This window comes from Mycolicibacterium septicum DSM 44393 (assembly GCF_000455325.1).
Classification (GTDB): Bacteria; Actinomycetota; Actinomycetes; order Mycobacteriales; family Mycobacteriaceae; genus Mycobacterium; species Mycobacterium septicum.
The window spans coordinates 206,648-222,825 of sequence record NZ_HG322953.1 but is presented as its reverse complement, the minus strand read 5'-3'; the positions used below and the strand labels follow the sequence as shown (position 1 = coordinate 222,825).

Below are 16,178 nucleotides of genomic sequence, written 5' to 3'. Positions count from 1 at the left end.
CGCAAGGCCGCCGGGCCTCACGCGACGCTCACGGGGCGATGCGCACGGAGGTTAGGGTGACACCGTGTCCGATTCAGTGTTGGTCAGCGTCGACGATCACATCGCAGTCATCACCGTCAACGACCCGGATCGCCGCAATGCGGTGACCTTCGAGATGTCGGCGGCCCTGCGCGCCGCGGTCGAGGCCGCCGAGGCCAACCCCGATGTGCACGCCGTGATCGTCACAGGGGCCGGCAAGGCGTTCTGCGCCGGTGCCGACCTCACCGCTCTGGGCGAGGCCACCGAAGACGGACTGCGCAAGATCTACGACGGGTTCCTTGCGGTCGCCAATTGCACGCTGCCGACGATCGCCGCGGTCAACGGCGCCGCCGTCGGCGCCGGCCTCAACCTGGCGCTGGCCGCCGACGTCCGGATCGCCGGCCCGAGTGCGCTGTTCGATCCGCGGTTCCAGAAGCTGGGTATCCATCCCGGCGGCGCCACCTGGATGCTGCAGCGGGGCGTCGGCCCGCAGGTGGCCCGGGCGGCATTGTTGTTCGGCATGCGCTTCGACGCCGAGTCGGCGGTGCGCCACGGGTTGGCGCTCTCGATCGCCGAGGATCCGGTGGGCGCCGCACGCCTGCTCGCCGCCGGGCCCGCAAGCGCTCCGCGCGACGTGGTGATCGCGACGAAAGCCTCGATGCGGGCCACCGCCAATCCGGGGACCGTCGACATCGACCAGCACGGGACCGCCGTCGACATCGAGCTCGGTCCGCAGGCACGCTCCATCGAATCTCCGGAATTCGCAGAGCGTTTGGCTGCCGCCAAGCGCAAGTAGCAGCTACAGGTCGATCAGAGCCAACTCCGGCGCCTCGATCAGCGAACGCAGGTCACGCAGGAACGCAGCCGCCATCGCGCCGTCGACGATGCGATGGTCGAAGGCACAGGTCAGTGACATGGTGGCACGGGCCACCACAGCCCCGTCGACCACGACCGGCCGCGGTTTCATCGAGCCCATCCCCAGAATGGCCGCCTCCGGATAGTTGATCACCGGCACGCCGTCGTCGAGTCCGAGTGCGCCGAAGTTCGATACCGTGAACGTCGACCCGCTCAGCTCGGCCGGGCCGAGCGTTCCGGCTCTCGCCTGCTCGATCAACCGGGCCACCGCTGCGGCCAACTCGCGGGTCGTCATCGATTGCGCGTCGCGGACCACCGGGACCAGCAGTCCGCGCGGTGCGGCCACACCGAAACCCAGGTGCACAGCCGGATGCCGGTGAATCTGAGGGCCTTCGGCGGTTTCGAGCCAGGTGGAGTTCAGCATCTGATGGCGCCCGAGCGCCACGACCAGCAGCCGCAGCGTCAGCACGAACGGCGTGGCAGGCAGTGCCGCATCGGCGGCCATGATGCGGTCACGCAGCTGCAGCAGCGCGGAGCAGTCCACCTCCACGCGGGCGTGCGCATCGGGGATTTCCTTACGTGACAACGACATCCGTCGCGCCATCGCGGCCTGAACGCCGCCGACGCCGACGATGTCCGAACTGCCCGCGGCGGCCAGCACGTCGGCACGGGTGACGATCCCCTCCGGGCCGGATCCCGGTGCCAGCTGTTGGAGGTCGACGTGCAGGTTGGCGGCCAGTTTGCGGGCCGGCGGTTTGGCCCGCGCCCGCGGGCTGCCCGGCGTCGCCGTGCGCCTGCTGACATCCATCGTGTCGTCGGCGCCGTAACCGACCAGGACGGACTTACGTGGTGTACCGCCATTTTTCGTGGTTCCGGTTGATGTAGCGGCCGGCTCACGGGTGTCGATCCGGACCAACAGTGACCCGACGGTCAAGGTATCCCCCGCCGCACCGCCGAGTTCGAGCACCTGGCCGGCGAACGGGCTGGGGATCTCCACCTCGGCCTTGTTGGTCTCGACCGTGCACAGCGTCTGATTGAGCTCGACGGTGTCGCCCACGGCGACGCTCCAACTCGTGATCGTGGCGTCCTGCAGCCCCTCCCCGAGGTCAGGAACCAGGAACTCCCGGTTCACGGCTGGCCCACCGCACGCTCGACGCAGTCGAGCAACCGGTCGACGCCCGGCAGCCACACTTTCTCCAGCCGAGCAGGCGGGTAGGGCGTGTCAAAACCGGTGGCACGCAACACCGGTGCCTCAAGGTCGTAGAAGCACTCCTCGGAGATCCGGGCAGCCAGTTCAGCCCCGAAGCCCAGCGTGCGGGGCCCCTCATGCATCACGACGGCTCGGCCGGTGCGCCGCACCGAGGCGGCCACCGTGTCGAAATCAAGCGGGTTCAGTGAACGCAGATCGACAACCTCGAGGCTCCAACCGCGTTCGTCGGCCAGATCCGCGGCGTTGAGCGCGGTGGCCACCAAGCCGCCATAGGTGATCACGGTGACATCGGTTCCGTCGCGCCGCACCATTGCCCGGCCGATCGGCGGTGCGGGCGCACTGGTGTCGACGAGTTCGCGTGCCCAGTAACGTCGTTTGGGCTCCAGGAAGATCACCGGATCGGCGCTGCTGATCGAGTGCCGCAGCAGCCAGTACGCGTCGGACGGGGTGGACGGTACGACCACCTTGAGCCCGGCGGTGTGCAACCAGTACGACTCGGTGGACTCCGAGTGGTGCTCCACCGCGCCGATGCCGCCGAACGACGGGATCCTCACCGTCACCGGCATGTTGATGTCCCCGTGGGTGCGCATCCGGTATTTGGCCAGGTGACTGGCGATCTGGTCGAAGGCCGGATAACTGAACCCGTCGAACTGGATCTCCGGCACCGGCGTGAACCCGCGGATCGCCAGGCCGATCGCCACACCGATGATCGCCGATTCGGCCAGTGGGGTGTCGAAACACCTTTCGGCACCGAAGGTCTCGGCCAGTCCCTCGGTGACCCGGAAGACGCCGCCCAGGGTGGCGACGTCTTCGCCGAACACCAGCACATGGTCGTCGGCGACCATCGCATCGCGCAGGGCGCGGTTGATCGCCGCCACCATGGTCAGTTCGGCGGTCACCGGCAATGCGGTCGGCGGTGCCGCCACGTCGGCAGAGGTGAAGTCCGGCTCCCACGGCTCCGGCGAATCACCTTGAGCGGCAGGTCGATCGATGATCAGTGTCACTGGTCTCACGCCTCCTTCGCCAGTTCGGCCAACAACTGATCGCGTTGGCGCGCCAGATCCGGGGTGATCTCGGCGTACACGTTGTCGAACAGTTCGGCCGGATCGGGATCCACCGACCCGACCAGCGAGTCGCGCACCTCGGCGCACAGCCGCCGTGAGCGTGCGGCGACGCGCTGCTCCAGCCGCTCGTCGAGTACGCCGGCGTTCTGCAGGTAGGTGCGGTACCGCGCGATGGGGTCGCGGGCAAGCCACTCGTCGACCTCGTCGGCCGACCGGTAGCGGGTGGGATCGTCGGAGGTGGTGTGCGGCCCCATCCGGTAGGTGACGGCCTCGATGAGCGTGGGGCCTGCGCCCGCGCGGGCCTGCTCAGCGGCCTGGGCCATCACCGCATAACAGGCCAGGACATCGTTGCCGTCAACGCGGATACCCGGCATGCCGTAGCCGATGGCCCGGTGCGCGATCGACGGTCCGGCCTGCTGCTTGCTCACCGGCACCGAGATCGCCCACTGGTTGTTCTGCACGAAGAACACGCACGGCGCCTTGAACACCGAGGCCAGGTTCAGCGCCTCGTGCACATCGCCCTCACTGGTGGCGCCGTCGCCGAGGAACGCGACGGTGACCGAATCCTCGCCGAGGCGCTGCGCGGCCATCGCAGCGCCGACCGCGTGCAGTCCGTGGGTGCCGATCGGAATCGCGATCGGGGCGACACAGCGGCTGGTGAACTCCAGGCCACCGTGCCATTGACCGCGCCACACCGCACCCATCTGGGCCGGGGTGATCCCGCGCAGCAGGAACGCACCGATCTCCCGGTACTGCGGGAACAGCCAATCGGTCTTCCGGAGGCAGGCGGCCGCCCCGACCTGGGCGGCCTCCTGGCCGCGGCACGACGCGTACAGCGCCAGCTCACCCTGGCGTTGCAGATTGACGAACTCGACGTCCAGGTCGCGGGCCACGACCATCGATTCGTAGAGCCAGGCCAATGTCTCGTGGGGCAGATCGCGGCTGTAGCGCGTTTCCCTCGTGGGAGACCCCTCGGCGTCGACCAGACGCACCGGATCGAGATCGACACTCAACGGTGCCGTCATCCGCTCAGCCATACCGCCTCCTTCTCGGGTGACGGCATGTCGCGCCGCCAGTCCATGAGGTGCTCAGAGCAGCGGCGGTACGCGCAAAACCCCTGGTGAGAGGCCTCCGGCTAGATGCCTGGGTGTGGCGCTAGCTGGACGATCCGCTCGGCCCGTCGCAGCACTGGGGCATATCGCCATTATGCGCCCGAATCCCATGCGGCCACGCTCATCGCCGGTTACGGAATGGAGGCGTGTCGGCTTCCCTACGCGAGCAGTCCCCCGCAAGCGGGAGACTGCTCGGCGGAGAAATCAGGGAGCCAGCGCGACGATGCGCTCGGCACGCCGCAGAACCGGAGCGTCGACCATCAGACCGTCGTGCTGGAAGACGCCACGTTCGGTTGCCACCCGGTCGAGCACCGCCCGCGCCCAGGCGATCTGCTCATCGGTCGGCGCATAGGCCGAGCGGATGACGGCGACCTGAGTCGGGTGGATTGCCACCTTGGCGTCGAAGCCGACGGCAACCGCGTCATCGGACTCCGCCCGCAGGCCGTCGAGATCCTTGATGTCGAGGTACACCGAGTCCAGCGCCAGCTTCCCGTAGGCCTTGGCCGCCAGCAGGGTCTGCGACCGCACGTGCTGGGCGACGTCGCGGTAGGTGCCGTCGGGCCAGCGGTTGGCGGTGCCGCCGGTGACCGCGAACAGATCCTCCGCGCCCCACATCACCGCGAAGGCGTTGTCGGGCTGCACCAACTCCGCCACCTTCAGCGCCGCGAGTGGGGTCTCGATCAATACCACGACATCCAGTGGGGCCAAGGCCGTCACCTGGTCGACAGCCTCGGTCTTGGCCAGCATCACGGTGGTGTAGTCGGTGGCCGCGACCGCCTTCAGGTCGAGCTCGTGGTCGGCGGTGCTGGTCGGGTTGACCCGCACCACCGTGCGCGCCGGATCCAGCGGGGTGTCGATCAACGCCTGACGCGCCGCCGGTCGGTCCTTGGCCGCGCACCCGTCCTCGAGGTCGAGGATCACCACATCGGCTGCTGCCGCAGCCTTTTCGAATCGCTCGGGACGGTCGGCCGGGCAGAACAGCCAGCCCGGGCCGGGTGCCTGCAATGTCATGAGTCCCCCTCCGGGCGCATCCGCACCATGGTCTTGCGCGACGCCGTCGCCACGATGTCACCGTGCTGGTTGCGGCCGGTGTGGGCGAGGGTGACGATGCCCTCCCCCGGCCGGCTCTTGGATGCCCGCTTCTCGGTGATCTCGGTTTCGGCGTACAGCGTGTCACCGTGGAAAAGCGGCTTGGGGAAGGCGATCTCGGAGAACCCGAGGTTGCCGACGATGGTGCCCTGGGTCAGCTGCGCCACCGACAGGCCGACGAGCGTCGACAGGGTGAACATCGAGTTGACCAGCCGGGCGTTGAACGGCGGCAGGGCATCCGAGAACGCCGCATCCAGGTGCAGCGCCTGGGTGTTCATCGTCAGCGTGGTGAACAGCACGTTGTCGGCCTCGGTGATGGTCCGTCCGGGACGGTGCAGGTAGCGCACCCCGATCTCGAACTCCTCGAACCACAGCCCGCGCTGCTCGATAACCTTCTTGGGCGCCCCTTCGCTCACAGGCCCGCCTCCCGCGCGATCAGCATCAGCTGCACTTCAGTTGTCCCCTCGCCGATTTCGAGAATCTTGCTGTCCCGGTAATGCCGCGCCACCGGGTATTCGTTCATGAACCCGTAGCCGCCGAAGATCTGGGTGGCGTCCCGGGCGTTGTCCATCGCGGCCTCGCTGGACACCAGCTTGGCCACCGATGCCGCCTTCTTGAACGGCTTGCCGGACAGCATCAGCGCCGCAGCGTCGTAGTACGCGGCGCGGGCCGTGTGGGCCCGAGCTTCCATCCGGGCGATCTTGAAGGCGATGGCCTGGTAGGTGCCGATCGCCGCCCCGAAAGCCTGACGTTCCTTGGCGTACTTCACGCATTCGTCCACACAGCCCTGCGCCACACCGACCGACAGCGCCGCGATGGCGATGCGGCCCTCGTCGAGGATGCGCAGGAAGTTGGCGTAGCCGCGGCCACGCTCGCCGAGCAGGTTCTCGGCAGGCACCCGGACATCATCGAAACTCAGGGGGTGGGTGTCGGAGGCGTTCCAGCCGACCTTGTTGTAGGCCGGTTCGGCGGTGAACCCTTCGATGGGCACCGGCACCAGGATCGATGAGATCTCCTTCTTGCCGCCTTCACGCTCACCGGTCACGGCGGTCACGGTCACCAGCTTGGTGATGTCGGTGCCGGAGTTGGTGATGAACTGCTTCGAGCCATTAATGATCCAATGACCGTCGTCCATCTTCGCGGTGGTCTTGGTGGCGCCGGCATCACTGCCACCGCCCGCCTCGGTCAGGCCGAACGCACCCAGCGCCTTGCCGCTGGCCAGCAGCGGCAGCCACTCCTGCTTCTGCGCTTCGTTGCCGAAGCGGTAGACCGGCATGGCGCCCAACGAGACCCCGGCCTCCAGCGTGATGGCCACGCTCTGGTCGACCTTGCCGAGTTCCTCCAGGGCCAGGCACAGCGCGAAGTAGTCGCCGCCCATGCCGCCGTACTCCTCGGGGAACGGCAGACCGAACAGTCCCATGTCGGCCATGCCGTCCACGACCTCGTAGGGGAACGAATGTTCCTCATCGTGCTTGGCGGATACCGGAGCGACCACGCTCTGGGCGAAGTCACGGACGGTCTTGGCCAGTTGCGCATAGTGATCCGGCAGGGTGCCGGTCGACAAGAAGTCGCTCATTGTTCGTTCTCCTGTGTGTGAGCGGTGATTCGAGCCAGTGGCTGACCCACCTTGACCTGGTCGCCGACGGCGACGAGTAGTTCGGCCACACCGTCGATCGGTGCGGTCAGGGCGTGCTCCATCTTCATCGCCTCCACGGTGACCACCGTGGTGCCGGCCGTCACCTCGGCGCCGTTCGTGACGCCCACGGCGACAACCGATCCCGGCATGGGGCTGACGAGTTCGGCGTCGCCGCTGTGCTCGTCGTCGGGGCGCACCGGAGCCTCACGGACCTCCTCGACGACATAGCTGCGTCCCACGCCCGCGAGCCAGAGCTGGCCGATCCCGCCGCTCAGCTGCGTGGCGATGAGATACTCGGTCCGCAGACCGTCGAGCGTGACGGTGAACCGGTCGCCGACGAATGCGGCACTGACAGTGTGGGTTTCGCCGTTCTCGACGGTGGCGGTGGCCCGCTCCGGGGTACCGGTCAGGTACACGTGGTCTGTGCGCTCCCCCGCCCGCAGCCGGAACGCGGCCGGGGCGCGCTCCCCGACCCGCCAGCCCGTCGGGCGGGCCCACAGGCAGTCACCGGCCTCCGACCAGTCGTTGATCCACTGGCACGCCGCGGCGGCGATCAGCTCCGCTTCGCCGACCACCTGCGGCGCGAAATCCGGTGCGCGACGGTCCAACAGGCCGGTGTCCAATCGGCCCGCGGCCACATCGGGATCGGCCAGCAGGAAGCGCAGGAACTCGGTGTTGGTGGTCAGCCCCAGCACCGCGGTGTCGGCCAGCGCCCGATCCAGCTTGTGCAGCGCCGCGGTCCGGTCGGCGGCGTGGGCGATGACCTTCGAGAGCATCGGGTCGTAGTCGCTACCGACGACGCTGCCCGCGGCCAGGCCGGAATCCACCCGCACGCCCGGCCCGCTGGGCTCGCGCAGCCCGAGCACCGGGCCGCCGGTGGGCAGGAAGCCGTTGGCGGGATCCTCCGCATAGACCCGTGCTTCCACGGCGTGGCCGGTCATGACGATGTCGTCCTGGCCGATGGCGAGCTTCTCACCGGCCGCGATCCGGACCTGCTGCTCCACGAGGTCGACTCCGGTGACCATCTCGGTGACCGGGTGTTCGACCTGCAGCCGGGTGTTCATCTCCATGAAGAAGAACTCGTCGGGTGCATCGGCGGACACGATGAATTCCACGGTGCCTGCACCCGTGTAGTCGACACTACGCGCGGTGTCGCAGGCGGCCGCACCGATGCGCGCCCGGGTGGCCGGGTCGAGCAGCGGCGACGGCGCCTCCTCGATGACCTTCTGATGCCGGCGCTGCAGGCTGCATTCCCGCTCGCCGAGGTGGATCACGTTGCCATGGCCGTCGGCCAGCACCTGCACCTCGATGTGCCGGGGCCGCAACACAAATCGCTCCAGGAACAGAGTGTCGTCGCCGAAGGCCGCGGCGGCCTCGCGGCGGGCACTCGTCAACGCCGCAGGCAGATCGGCGGCCTGCTCGACCACCCGCATGCCCTTGCCACCGCCACCCGCCGACGGCTTGACCAGGACGGGGAAACCGACCTCGGGCGCCCCTGCGATGAGATCCTCATCGGTCAGGCCCGGACGCGATATGCCCGGCACAACCGGGACGCCGAATGCCGACACCGCGGCCTTGGCCGCGATCTTGTCGCCCATGGTGGCGATCGCCGATGCGGGCGGTCCGATGAAGGCGATGCCCGCGGCCTGCAGTGCGGCGGCGAACTCGGCGTTCTCGGAGAGGAATCCGTAGCCGGGGTGTACCGCCTGCGCACCGGTGCGCTGCGCGGCCGCGACGACCGCATCGATGTTCAGATAGCTCTGCCGCGCCGCGGCAGGCCCGATGTTGACCGCCACGTCGGCCTCGGTCACGTGCCGGGCACCGGCGTCGGCGTCGCTGAACACCGCGACCGAGCGGATTCCCATCTCGCGCAAGCTGCGGATGACCCGCACCGCGATCTCGCCGCGGTTGGCGACGAGGACTGTGTCAAAAGTTGTCATCTGAGCATCACATCCGGAATACGCCGTAGGAGACCGGCTCCAGCGGAGCCTGGCCGACAACCGAAAGAGCAAGTCCGAGCACGGTTCTGGTGTCGGCCGGGTCGATCACGCCGTCGTCCCACAGCCGGGCCGTCGAGTAGTACGGGTTGCCCTGATGCTCGTACTGGGCCCGGATCGGCGCCTTGAACTGTTCTTCCTCCTCGGCGCTCATATCGCCGCGCACGGTGGCCAGCACCGATGCCGCCTGCTCGCCGCCCATCACCGAGATACGGGCGTTGGGCCACATCCACAGGAACCGCGGCGAATACGCCCGCCCGCACATGGAGTAGTTACCCGCGCCGTAGGAGCCGCCGATCACCACGGTCAGCTTCGGTACCCGGGCACAGGCCACCGCGGTGACCATCTTGGCGCCGTGCTTGGCGATGCCCGAGGCCTCGTAGTCCCGGCCGACCATGAACCCGGCGATGTTCTGCAGGAACAGCAACGGTGTCTTGCGCTTGTCGCACAGCTCGATGAAATGCGCTCCCTTGAGCGCGGATTCACCGAACAGCACACCGTTATTGGCGATGATGCCGACCGGGTGGCCGTGGATGCGGGCGAACCCCGTGACCAGGGTGGTGCCGTACTCGGCCTTGAATTCGTTGAACTCGCCACCGTCGACGATGCGCGTGATCACCTCGTGCACGTCGTAGGGCACGCGTGCGTCGACCGGGACCACGTCGTAGAGCTCGGTCTGGTCGGCGACGGCGTCCACGGTGGGTGTCACGGCCCACGGCGGCGCTTCGGCCGGCCCCAGGGTGGCGACGATGTTGCGCACGATCCGCAGCGCGTCGCGATCGTCGTGGGCCAGGTGGTCGGTGACGCCCGAGGTCTTGGAGTGCAGGTCCCCGCCGCCGAGTTCTTCGGCGGTGACGACCTCACCGGTGGCGGCCTTCACCAGCGGCGGACCGCCGAGGAAGATCGTGCCCTGGTTGCGCACGATGACCGCCTCGTCGCTCATCGCGGGCACATAGGCCCCGCCCGCGGTGCACGATCCGAGCACGGCGGCGATCTGCGCGATGCCCTGCGCGCTCATGGTGGCCTGGTTGTAGAAGATGCGACCGAAGTGCTCGCGATCCGGGAACACCTCGTCCTGGCGCGGCAGGAACGCACCGCCGGAGTCGACCAGGTAGATGCACGGCAGCTTGTTCTGCAGCGCGATCTCCTGGGCTCGCAGGTGCTTCTTGACCGTGACCGGGTAGTACGTGCCGCCCTTGACGGTGGCGTCGTTGGCGACGATCAAGCATTCCCGGCCGGACACCCGGCCGATGCCGGCGATCATCCCGGCACCCGGACATTCGTCGTCGTACATCCCGTCCGCCGCCAGCGCGGCGATCTCCAGGAACGGACTACCCGGGTCCAGCAGACCGTCGACGCGGTCGCGGGGCAGCAATTTACCCCGGTCGACGTGGCGTTGACGGGCCCGCTCGGGGCCGCCGAGGGCGGCGGTGGCGAGCTTGGCGCGCAACTGGCCAACCAGCGCCAGATGCTCGTCGCGGTGCGATGACAAGGCAGCTCCCATTTCGGTTAATGACAACTAACTCGTGATAGGTTAGTTTTCATTAACTGAGTTGTCTACCCTCCGGAGGCGCCATGTCCGACAGCGCCGTCACCCGTCGCAGTAAGGCCAAGTCCGATCGCCGCGGCCAGCTGATCGCTGCCGCCGAACGGCTTGTGGCCGAACGCGGTTATCTCGCGGTGCGCCTGGAGGACATCGGCTCGGCCGTCGGAATCAGCGGACCGGCCATCTACCGGCACTTCCCCAACAAGGAAGCCCTGCTGGTCGAACTGCTCGTCGGGATCAGTACCCGGCTGCTCGCCGGGGCACAGGAAGTCACCGCGGCCGACGAAGATCCCGCCGACACACTGAACAGCCTGGTGGACTTCCACCTCGACTTCGTCTTCGGCGAATCCGATCTGATCCGCATCCAGGACCGCGACCTGGCCCACCTGCCCGACACGGCCCGACGACAGGTGCGTCGCGCCCAGCGGCAGTACGTGGAGATCTGGGTGACGGTCCTGACGCGGCTCGATCCGAACCTGGCCGAAGACGATGCCCGGGTGATGGCCCATGCCGCGTTCGGCCTGCTGAACTCCACGCCGTACAGCGTGAGACCCGCTGCGCCCAAGACACATTCACGCGCGGTGCTGCGCCGGATGACGCTGGCCGCGCTCACCGCAAGCTAGTCGCCGAACGCCTTGATCAACCAGCGGGTCATGGCATCGACCAGGACCGCGCGGTTCTCGCGCTTGATGATCTCGTGACCGTCGTCAGCGAACGTCAGCATCTCCACGGTGCGGCCCAGCGCCCGCAATGCGTCGAACATCTGTTGCGATTCGCTCGGCGGCACGTTGGTGTCGTTGGCGCCGTGCACCAGCAGCAGCGGCGCCGTCAGCGCGTGTGCCCGCAGCAGCGGTGACAGCCGCTCCAGCAGCTCCCGGTCGCCGACCGGATGACCGTATTTCGGATACGCCGCCGCCGCGATCCACGGCTCGGTGTTGCGGTAGAAGGTGTTCAGATCGCTCATGCCGCAGATGCTGATCCCTGCCGCGAACAACTCCGGGTGAAATGTCAACGCCGCCTGGGTCAGATAGCCGCCATAGGACCACCCGCAACAGGCAATTCGGTCGGCGGCGGCGTAGCCGTTGTCGACCAGGTAGCTCACGCAGTCGGCGACGTCGTCGATGGCCGCGAACCGCAACTCCTTGTCGTCGGCATGCATGAACGCCCGACCGAATCCACCGGATCCGCGCACATTCGGTGTCAGCACGGTGATCCCGGCTTCGAGCAGCTGCGGATAGAACTCGTTGTAGTCGGGTCGCGACTGCCCCTCCGGCCCGCCGTGCAGAAAGATCATCGCCCCGATCGGTTCTGCCTCAGGTTCGTACAACCAGGCGTTGAGTTCCAGCCCGTCGCGCGCGGTGATTCGCGCCAAAGTCGGTGTCCCGGTGAGCGGACCGACGCTCGGATCGCGGTCGATCCGCTCCCATTCGCGGGTGCGTGGGTCGACGAGTTCGACCGTAGGAGGCAACGACGGCCCCTGGACCGTCATCGCCACCATGGAGCCACCGGCACTGATGCTCAATTGGGTGGCGACCATGCCGGGGAACGGAATCGGCTCGGACAGCGTCCCGTCGGCGTACTGAAGGATCTGAAGTTCGCTGCGGCCGTCGATGTTCCACAGCATGGCCACCGTCGACAGATCATCACTGACCACGAACTCGTCGAGCTCGTAACCAGGACGCTCGGCAACGACGTGATAGCCGACCCCGTCGGCGGTGACGGTCACTTCGAGCAACCGGGCATGCGACGCCCCGTTCTCGCTCCGGATCAGCGCCCGCACATAGCCATCCGTGCTGTCGGAACTGTAGGACTTGGCCGGTTCGAGCAGTGACATCGCGTCCCCGTCGAACCCGGTGCGCAGCCGGCGGGGTTGGTGATCGTCGAGGATCACGCCGATGTCGGTTGTCGAGCCCGGATCGTAGGGCAGCAGACCGATTTCGGTGAGCCCCCACAGCATGATGAGCTCCCGGTAGCCGCGTGGGCCGACCCGCACCAGCGAAGCGCCTGCCCAAGAATCCACCAGGCGGCCACCCGAACGGCGGTCGAGAACGATGATGTCCCCCGAGGAGGGGTCGATCAGGCAGGAACTACCGACGCCGTCCTCGCCGGTCAGAATCGCCGCCACCTGTGTCCCATCCCAACCGATCAGTTCCGCGGTGCCCTCGGCGACATCGGGCGGCCAATGATCGATGCGACGGGCGTCCCGGTCATCCGGGTCGGTGGTCACCACCCAGATCTGGGTGCGCGACGCACCGTCCGGAGCCACCTCGCAGGCCAGCCAGTGGCCGTCGGCGGAATGGATGACTTTCGTCACGGGACCGACCACGGGCAGTTCGACGTCGCGCGAGGAGCTGGCGCGCCATCCGCGCAGGAAGCGCTGCACCGCTCGTGGATAGCCGCCATCGTCGACCAAGTGGGCGAATGCCGTCGCATCCGGTGACAGCGACGCGCCGTAGTTCACCCGCACATGCCGATCCGCGGCCACCGCGCGTCCTCCTGTCACTCGTGAAGTCCTCTCCAGCATCTCTCATCATCGCGCAATCGCCCGGGACCTCGGTCGCAGCGGACTGAGCATCCGCACAGGTACCCTCGCAGCCATGAGGTGGGCATGACCGATTCACCACGCCGCGACGGGTCCGAACCGACCCAATCTTTCGGTAGCGGCTATCCCGTGGACTATCCGGATCCGGCGTACTCCAACCAGCCGCCGTATCAGGGCTCGTACCCGGCTGTACCCCAAGCGGTGCCGCCGGCCGGCTCCTCGGTGTCCAATCCCACCCAACAGCTGCCGCCCTACCCTCCCTACGGATACGACCCCTACGCAAGCGGCCAGCCGCCCGGCGGACCCACTCCGCCCCCGGGTGCGCCGACCCCGCCGGAGCCCGATGATCACGAACCCCGGCTGTGGCTCTGGATCTTGGCTGCGGTGGCGGTCCTGGTGGTCCTGGGCCTCGTGATCGCGCTGGTGATCGCCAACGGGTCGAGCCAGGAGACCGTGGTCGCACCGCAGATCACCCCGCAGCCGGGCTTCACCACGTCGCCGACGGCGCCAACGACAACCACGCGTGCGCCCCGGCCACTCCCGCCGCCCACTGCCACCTCGCCCACGGAGACCACACCGGGCCCCACCGAGACCGTCACCTACGAGGTCACTGGTGAGGGTAGGGCGATCAACATCACCTACCTGGACACCGGCAACATGCTGCAGACCGAGTTCAACGTCCCGCTGCCGTGGAGCAAGCAGGTCGAACTCGCCGCACCCGCGACGGAAACCGCCAGCGTCAGCGTCGTGAACTTCGGTCCTGACGTCGCGTGCACGGTGACCGTCAACGGTGTGCAGACCCAGCATCGGACCGGGTCGGGCATCACGATCTGCGTCGGGACGCCCTGACCCGTCGGCTCAGGGAGTCGGCACCGCGGGGTTGGGCTGCCGCGCGGGCACCCGCACGGCGAGCATGCCCGCCAGTCCCACGGCCAGCACCAGCACCAGGCCGCCCATTCCGGCGCGGTCGGCACCGAACAGGTCGATGAAGGTGAAGAACAGCCACGGCGCCAGGAACGAAGCCGCGCGCCCCACGGTCGTGTAGAGCCCGAACGCCACGCCTTCCTTGCCGTCCGCGGTGATCCGCAGCATCAAGTTGCGTGCCGCGGACAGCGTGGGCCCGATGAACAGGCACAGCAGCAGGCCGCATACCCAGAACGCCACCGGTCCCGACAGGACCAGCAGCGCCAGACCCACCGCGATCAGGCAGACCAGCGATCCGACGATGACCGGCTTGGAACCCACCCGGTCATCGAGCAGGCCACCGGTGACCGCTCCGACCGCGGCGATCACGCAGGCGCTGATCCCGAACAACAGCACGTCCGCCTGCGAGATGCCGTAGACGTTGACACCCAGCACCGCCCCGAACGCGAAGACCCCGGCCAACCCGTCACGGAACACCGCGCTCGCCACCAGGTAGTAGACGACGTTGTGGTCGCGTTGCCATTCACCCCGGATCTCGGCCCACAGCTTGCGATAGGCGCCGAAGAAACCGATGCGTTCGACCGGCTCGATGGCCGGCACGCGCGGAACCATCACGAAGATCGGCAACGCGAACAACACGAACCAGACGGCGGTGAGCAGCATCACCGCCCGTACGTTCTGCCCGTCCGCGGCCGGAATGCCCAGCAGCCCACGGGTATCCCCGTCGCCGGCGATGAACCCGACGTAGGCCAGCAGCAACAGCACCACACTGCCCGCGTAGCCCAGCCCCAGGCCGAGGCCCGAGATCCGGCCGGAGGTATCGGGAGTGGACAACTGCCGCAACATGGCGTTGTAGGGCACCGTGGCCAGCTCGTTGCAGGCCGCGGTGCACGCCAGCAGCACCAGGCCGGGCAGCAGGTAGCGATGGTCGTCGCGGATCAGGCTCATCGCCGCGGTGAACACGACAGCCGCCCCGGTCATCACGGCGAGCACCCGGCGCCGCCGGTGCGGTGCGTCGACCCAGATGCCGGTGACCGGCGCCAGCAGGGCCACCACGAGACCGGCGACGGTCATGGCCCGCCCCAGCCAGCTGGCCGGACTGGTGTCGCCGGGCAGACCCGCGCCGACACTGCCGGTCAGGTACACCGAGAACACAAAAGTGACGGCGATTGCGTTCAGTCCCGTCGCGCCGCAGTCCCACAATGCCCACGCGAGCACCCTCGCCCGCCCTGGGTTCATCATGCCCGCCACCTTATGGCCTTCCGCTCCTCTTAGGATTGGCCGCATGCCAGTACCCGCACCCAGTCCGGATGCCCGTGCCGTCGTCACCGGCGCCTCGCAGAACATCGGCGAAGCGTTGGCCACCGAACTCGCTGCCCGCGGCCACCACCTGATCATCACCGCGCGACGCGAGGACGTCCTGACGTCCCTGGCGCAGCGCCTCACCGAGCGCTACGGGGTGACCGTCGAGGTGCGCGCCGTCGACCTCGCCGACCCCACGGCCCGGGGCGTCCTGTGCGACGAACTGGCCCAGCGCAAGATCTCGATCCTGTGCGCCAACGCCGGGACCGCGACCTTCGGCCCGGTTGCCGACCTCGACCCGGCCGGCGAGAAGGCCCAGGTGCAGCTGAACGTTCTCGGCGTGCACGATCTGGTGTTGGCTGTGCTGCCCGGAATGGTCAAGCGCGGCTCCGGCGGCATCCTGACCTCTGGATCGGCGGCAGGCAATTCACCGATCCCCAACAACGCCACCTACGCGGCGTCCAAGGCGTTCGCCAACACGTTCAGCGAGTCGCTGCGCGGCGAGCTCAAGGGCGCGGGCGTGCACGTCACGGTGCTCGCGCCGGGCCCGGTGCGCACCGACCTGCCCGACGAGTCCGAGCAGTCCCTGGTCGAACGGCTGATCCCCGACTTCCTTTGGATCTCAACCGAATACACCGCCAAGCTGTCGCTGGACGGCCTGGACAAGAACAAGATGCGCGTCGTGCCCGGCGTGACATCCAAGGCCATGTCGATGGCCAGCGGCTACGCGCCGCGCGCCATCGTCACCCCGATCGTGGGCGCCGTCTACAAGAAGCTCGGCGGCGGCTAGGAATTCTCTGCCGAGTCTCCGGCGAGTCGAGATTGCACTGAGGGCTGTGGTTCTTGCCGAACCACAGCCCTCAGTGCAATCTCAGCGCGCGAA

General features: G+C 68.0%; 14 protein-coding genes. 4 read left to right on the top strand and 10 right to left on the bottom strand.

What is annotated here, in order from left to right; translation table 11 throughout:
* Window positions 1–64 precede the first annotated feature (64 nt).
* On the top strand, window positions 65–814 hold the full coding sequence (locus TX88_RS28000; RefSeq protein WP_044522491.1) for an enoyl-CoA hydratase: 750 nt from the start codon (window positions 65–67) through the stop codon (window positions 812–814).
* 3 nt (window positions 815–817) lie between these two features.
* On the opposite strand, the gene TX88_RS27995 is transcribed toward TX88_RS28000, so the two are convergent.
* The 8 genes from TX88_RS27995 to TX88_RS27960 all read right to left on the bottom strand — a co-directional run bounded on the left by TX88_RS27995 (window position 818) and on the right by TX88_RS27960 (window position 10,485).
* The gene (locus TX88_RS27995) at window positions 818–2,005 is read right to left on the bottom strand and encodes a dihydrolipoamide acetyltransferase family protein (protein ID WP_044522488.1); all 1,188 of its coding nucleotides are present in this window, start codon (window positions 2,003–2,005) and stop codon (window positions 818–820) included.
* Window positions 2,002–3,087, bottom strand: a complete 1,086-nt coding sequence (locus tag TX88_RS27990; RefSeq protein WP_044522486.1) for an alpha-ketoacid dehydrogenase subunit beta — start codon at window positions 3,085–3,087, stop codon at window positions 2,002–2,004. The genes TX88_RS27995 and TX88_RS27990 overlap by 4 nt, the downstream gene beginning before the upstream one ends.
* 5 nt (window positions 3,088–3,092) lie before the next feature.
* Window positions 3,093–4,184 (bottom strand): pyruvate dehydrogenase (acetyl-transferring) E1 component subunit alpha, encoded by a 1,092-nt coding sequence (gene pdhA / locus TX88_RS27985; RefSeq protein ID WP_044522484.1) that lies wholly within the window; start codon window positions 4,182–4,184, stop codon window positions 3,093–3,095.
* Between the two features lie 279 nt (window positions 4,185–4,463).
* Window positions 4,464–5,270 carry an HpcH/HpaI aldolase/citrate lyase family protein gene (locus TX88_RS27980; RefSeq protein ID WP_044522480.1) on the bottom strand — a complete coding sequence of 269 codons (807 nt, stop codon included), beginning with the start codon at window positions 5,268–5,270 and terminating at the stop codon, window positions 4,464–4,466.
* Window positions 5,267–5,764: a MaoC family dehydratase gene (locus tag TX88_RS27975; protein WP_044522476.1), complete on the bottom strand. Its 498-nt coding sequence runs from the start codon at window positions 5,762–5,764 to the stop codon at window positions 5,267–5,269. Before TX88_RS27975 ends, TX88_RS27980 begins: the two co-directional genes overlap by 4 nt.
* A complete protein-coding gene (locus tag TX88_RS27970) occupies window positions 5,761–6,924 on the bottom strand; it encodes an acyl-CoA dehydrogenase family protein (protein ID WP_044522473.1) in 1,164 nt (387 codons plus the stop codon). The genes TX88_RS27975 and TX88_RS27970 overlap by 4 nt, the downstream gene beginning before the upstream one ends.
* Entirely contained in the window at window positions 6,921–8,924 is a 2,004-nt protein-coding gene (locus TX88_RS27965; RefSeq protein WP_044522470.1) for an acetyl-CoA carboxylase biotin carboxylase subunit, read from the bottom strand. The genes TX88_RS27970 and TX88_RS27965 overlap by 4 nt, the downstream gene beginning before the upstream one ends.
* A 7-nt stretch (window positions 8,925–8,931) precedes the next feature.
* Complete coding sequence (locus TX88_RS27960; protein WP_044522468.1) at window positions 8,932–10,485, bottom strand: carboxyl transferase domain-containing protein; 1,554 nt, start codon at window positions 10,483–10,485, stop codon at window positions 8,932–8,934.
* A 71-nt stretch (window positions 10,486–10,556) separates the two neighbouring features.
* Here TX88_RS27960 and TX88_RS27955 point away from each other — a divergent pair, with 71 nt between their 5' ends.
* Window positions 10,557–11,150: an SACE_7040 family transcriptional regulator gene (locus tag TX88_RS27955; RefSeq protein WP_044522461.1), complete on the top strand. Its 594-nt coding sequence runs from the start codon at window positions 10,557–10,559 to the stop codon at window positions 11,148–11,150.
* Here the strand turns inward: TX88_RS27955 and TX88_RS27950 are convergent.
* Window positions 11,147–13,051 (bottom strand): alpha/beta hydrolase family protein, encoded by a 1,905-nt coding sequence (locus TX88_RS27950; RefSeq protein WP_084622201.1) that lies wholly within the window; start codon window positions 13,049–13,051, stop codon window positions 11,147–11,149. The genes TX88_RS27955 and TX88_RS27950 overlap by 4 nt on opposite strands.
* 84 nt (window positions 13,052–13,135) lie before the next feature.
* Between TX88_RS27950 and TX88_RS27945 the strand changes: the two genes are divergently transcribed.
* Window positions 13,136–13,918: an MmpS family transport accessory protein gene (locus TX88_RS27945; RefSeq protein ID WP_044524145.1), complete on the top strand. Its 783-nt coding sequence runs from the start codon at window positions 13,136–13,138 to the stop codon at window positions 13,916–13,918.
* A 9-nt stretch (window positions 13,919–13,927) separates the two neighbouring features.
* Here the strand turns inward: TX88_RS27945 and TX88_RS27940 are convergent, their stop codons facing one another.
* The gene (locus TX88_RS27940; RefSeq protein WP_044522456.1) at window positions 13,928–15,235 is read right to left on the bottom strand and encodes an MFS transporter; all 1,308 of its coding nucleotides are present in this window, start codon (window positions 15,233–15,235) and stop codon (window positions 13,928–13,930) included.
* Between the two features lie 43 nt (window positions 15,236–15,278).
* Here TX88_RS27940 and cmrA point away from each other — a divergent pair, with 43 nt between their 5' ends.
* The gene (cmrA, locus tag TX88_RS27935; RefSeq protein WP_044522455.1) at window positions 15,279–16,085 is read left to right on the top strand and encodes a mycolate reductase; all 807 of its coding nucleotides are present in this window, start codon (window positions 15,279–15,281) and stop codon (window positions 16,083–16,085) included.
* The last annotated feature ends 93 nt before the right edge of the window (window positions 16,086–16,178 follow it).

Excerpts from the sequence above, each read along its gene's own strand:
- pdhA (WP_044522484.1), bottom strand. The coding sequence starts at position 4,184 with ATGGCTGAGCGGATGACGGCACCGTTGAGTGTCGATCTCGATCCGGTG.
- TX88_RS27980 (WP_044522480.1), bottom strand. The coding sequence starts at position 5,270 with ATGACATTGCAGGCACCCGGCCCGGGCTGGCTGTTCTGCCCGGCCGAC.
- TX88_RS27970 (WP_044522473.1), bottom strand. The coding sequence starts at position 6,924 with ATGAGCGACTTCTTGTCGACCGGCACCCTGCCGGATCACTATGCGCAA.
- TX88_RS27965 (WP_044522470.1), bottom strand. The coding sequence starts at position 8,924 with ATGACAACTTTTGACACAGTCCTCGTCGCCAACCGCGGCGAGATCGCG.
- TX88_RS27960 (WP_044522468.1), bottom strand. The coding sequence starts at position 10,485 with ATGGGAGCTGCCTTGTCATCGCACCGCGACGAGCATCTGGCGCTGGTT.
- TX88_RS27955 (WP_044522461.1), top strand. The coding sequence starts at position 10,557 with ATGTCCGACAGCGCCGTCACCCGTCGCAGTAAGGCCAAGTCCGATCGC.
- TX88_RS27950 (WP_084622201.1), bottom strand. The coding sequence starts at position 13,051 with ATGCTGGAGAGGACTTCACGAGTGACAGGAGGACGCGCGGTGGCCGCG.
- TX88_RS27945 (WP_044524145.1), top strand. The coding sequence starts at position 13,136 with ATGACCGATTCACCACGCCGCGACGGGTCCGAACCGACCCAATCTTTC.
- TX88_RS27940 (WP_044522456.1), bottom strand. The coding sequence starts at position 15,235 with ATGATGAACCCAGGGCGGGCGAGGGTGCTCGCGTGGGCATTGTGGGAC.
- cmrA (WP_044522455.1), top strand. The coding sequence starts at position 15,279 with ATGCCAGTACCCGCACCCAGTCCGGATGCCCGTGCCGTCGTCACCGGC.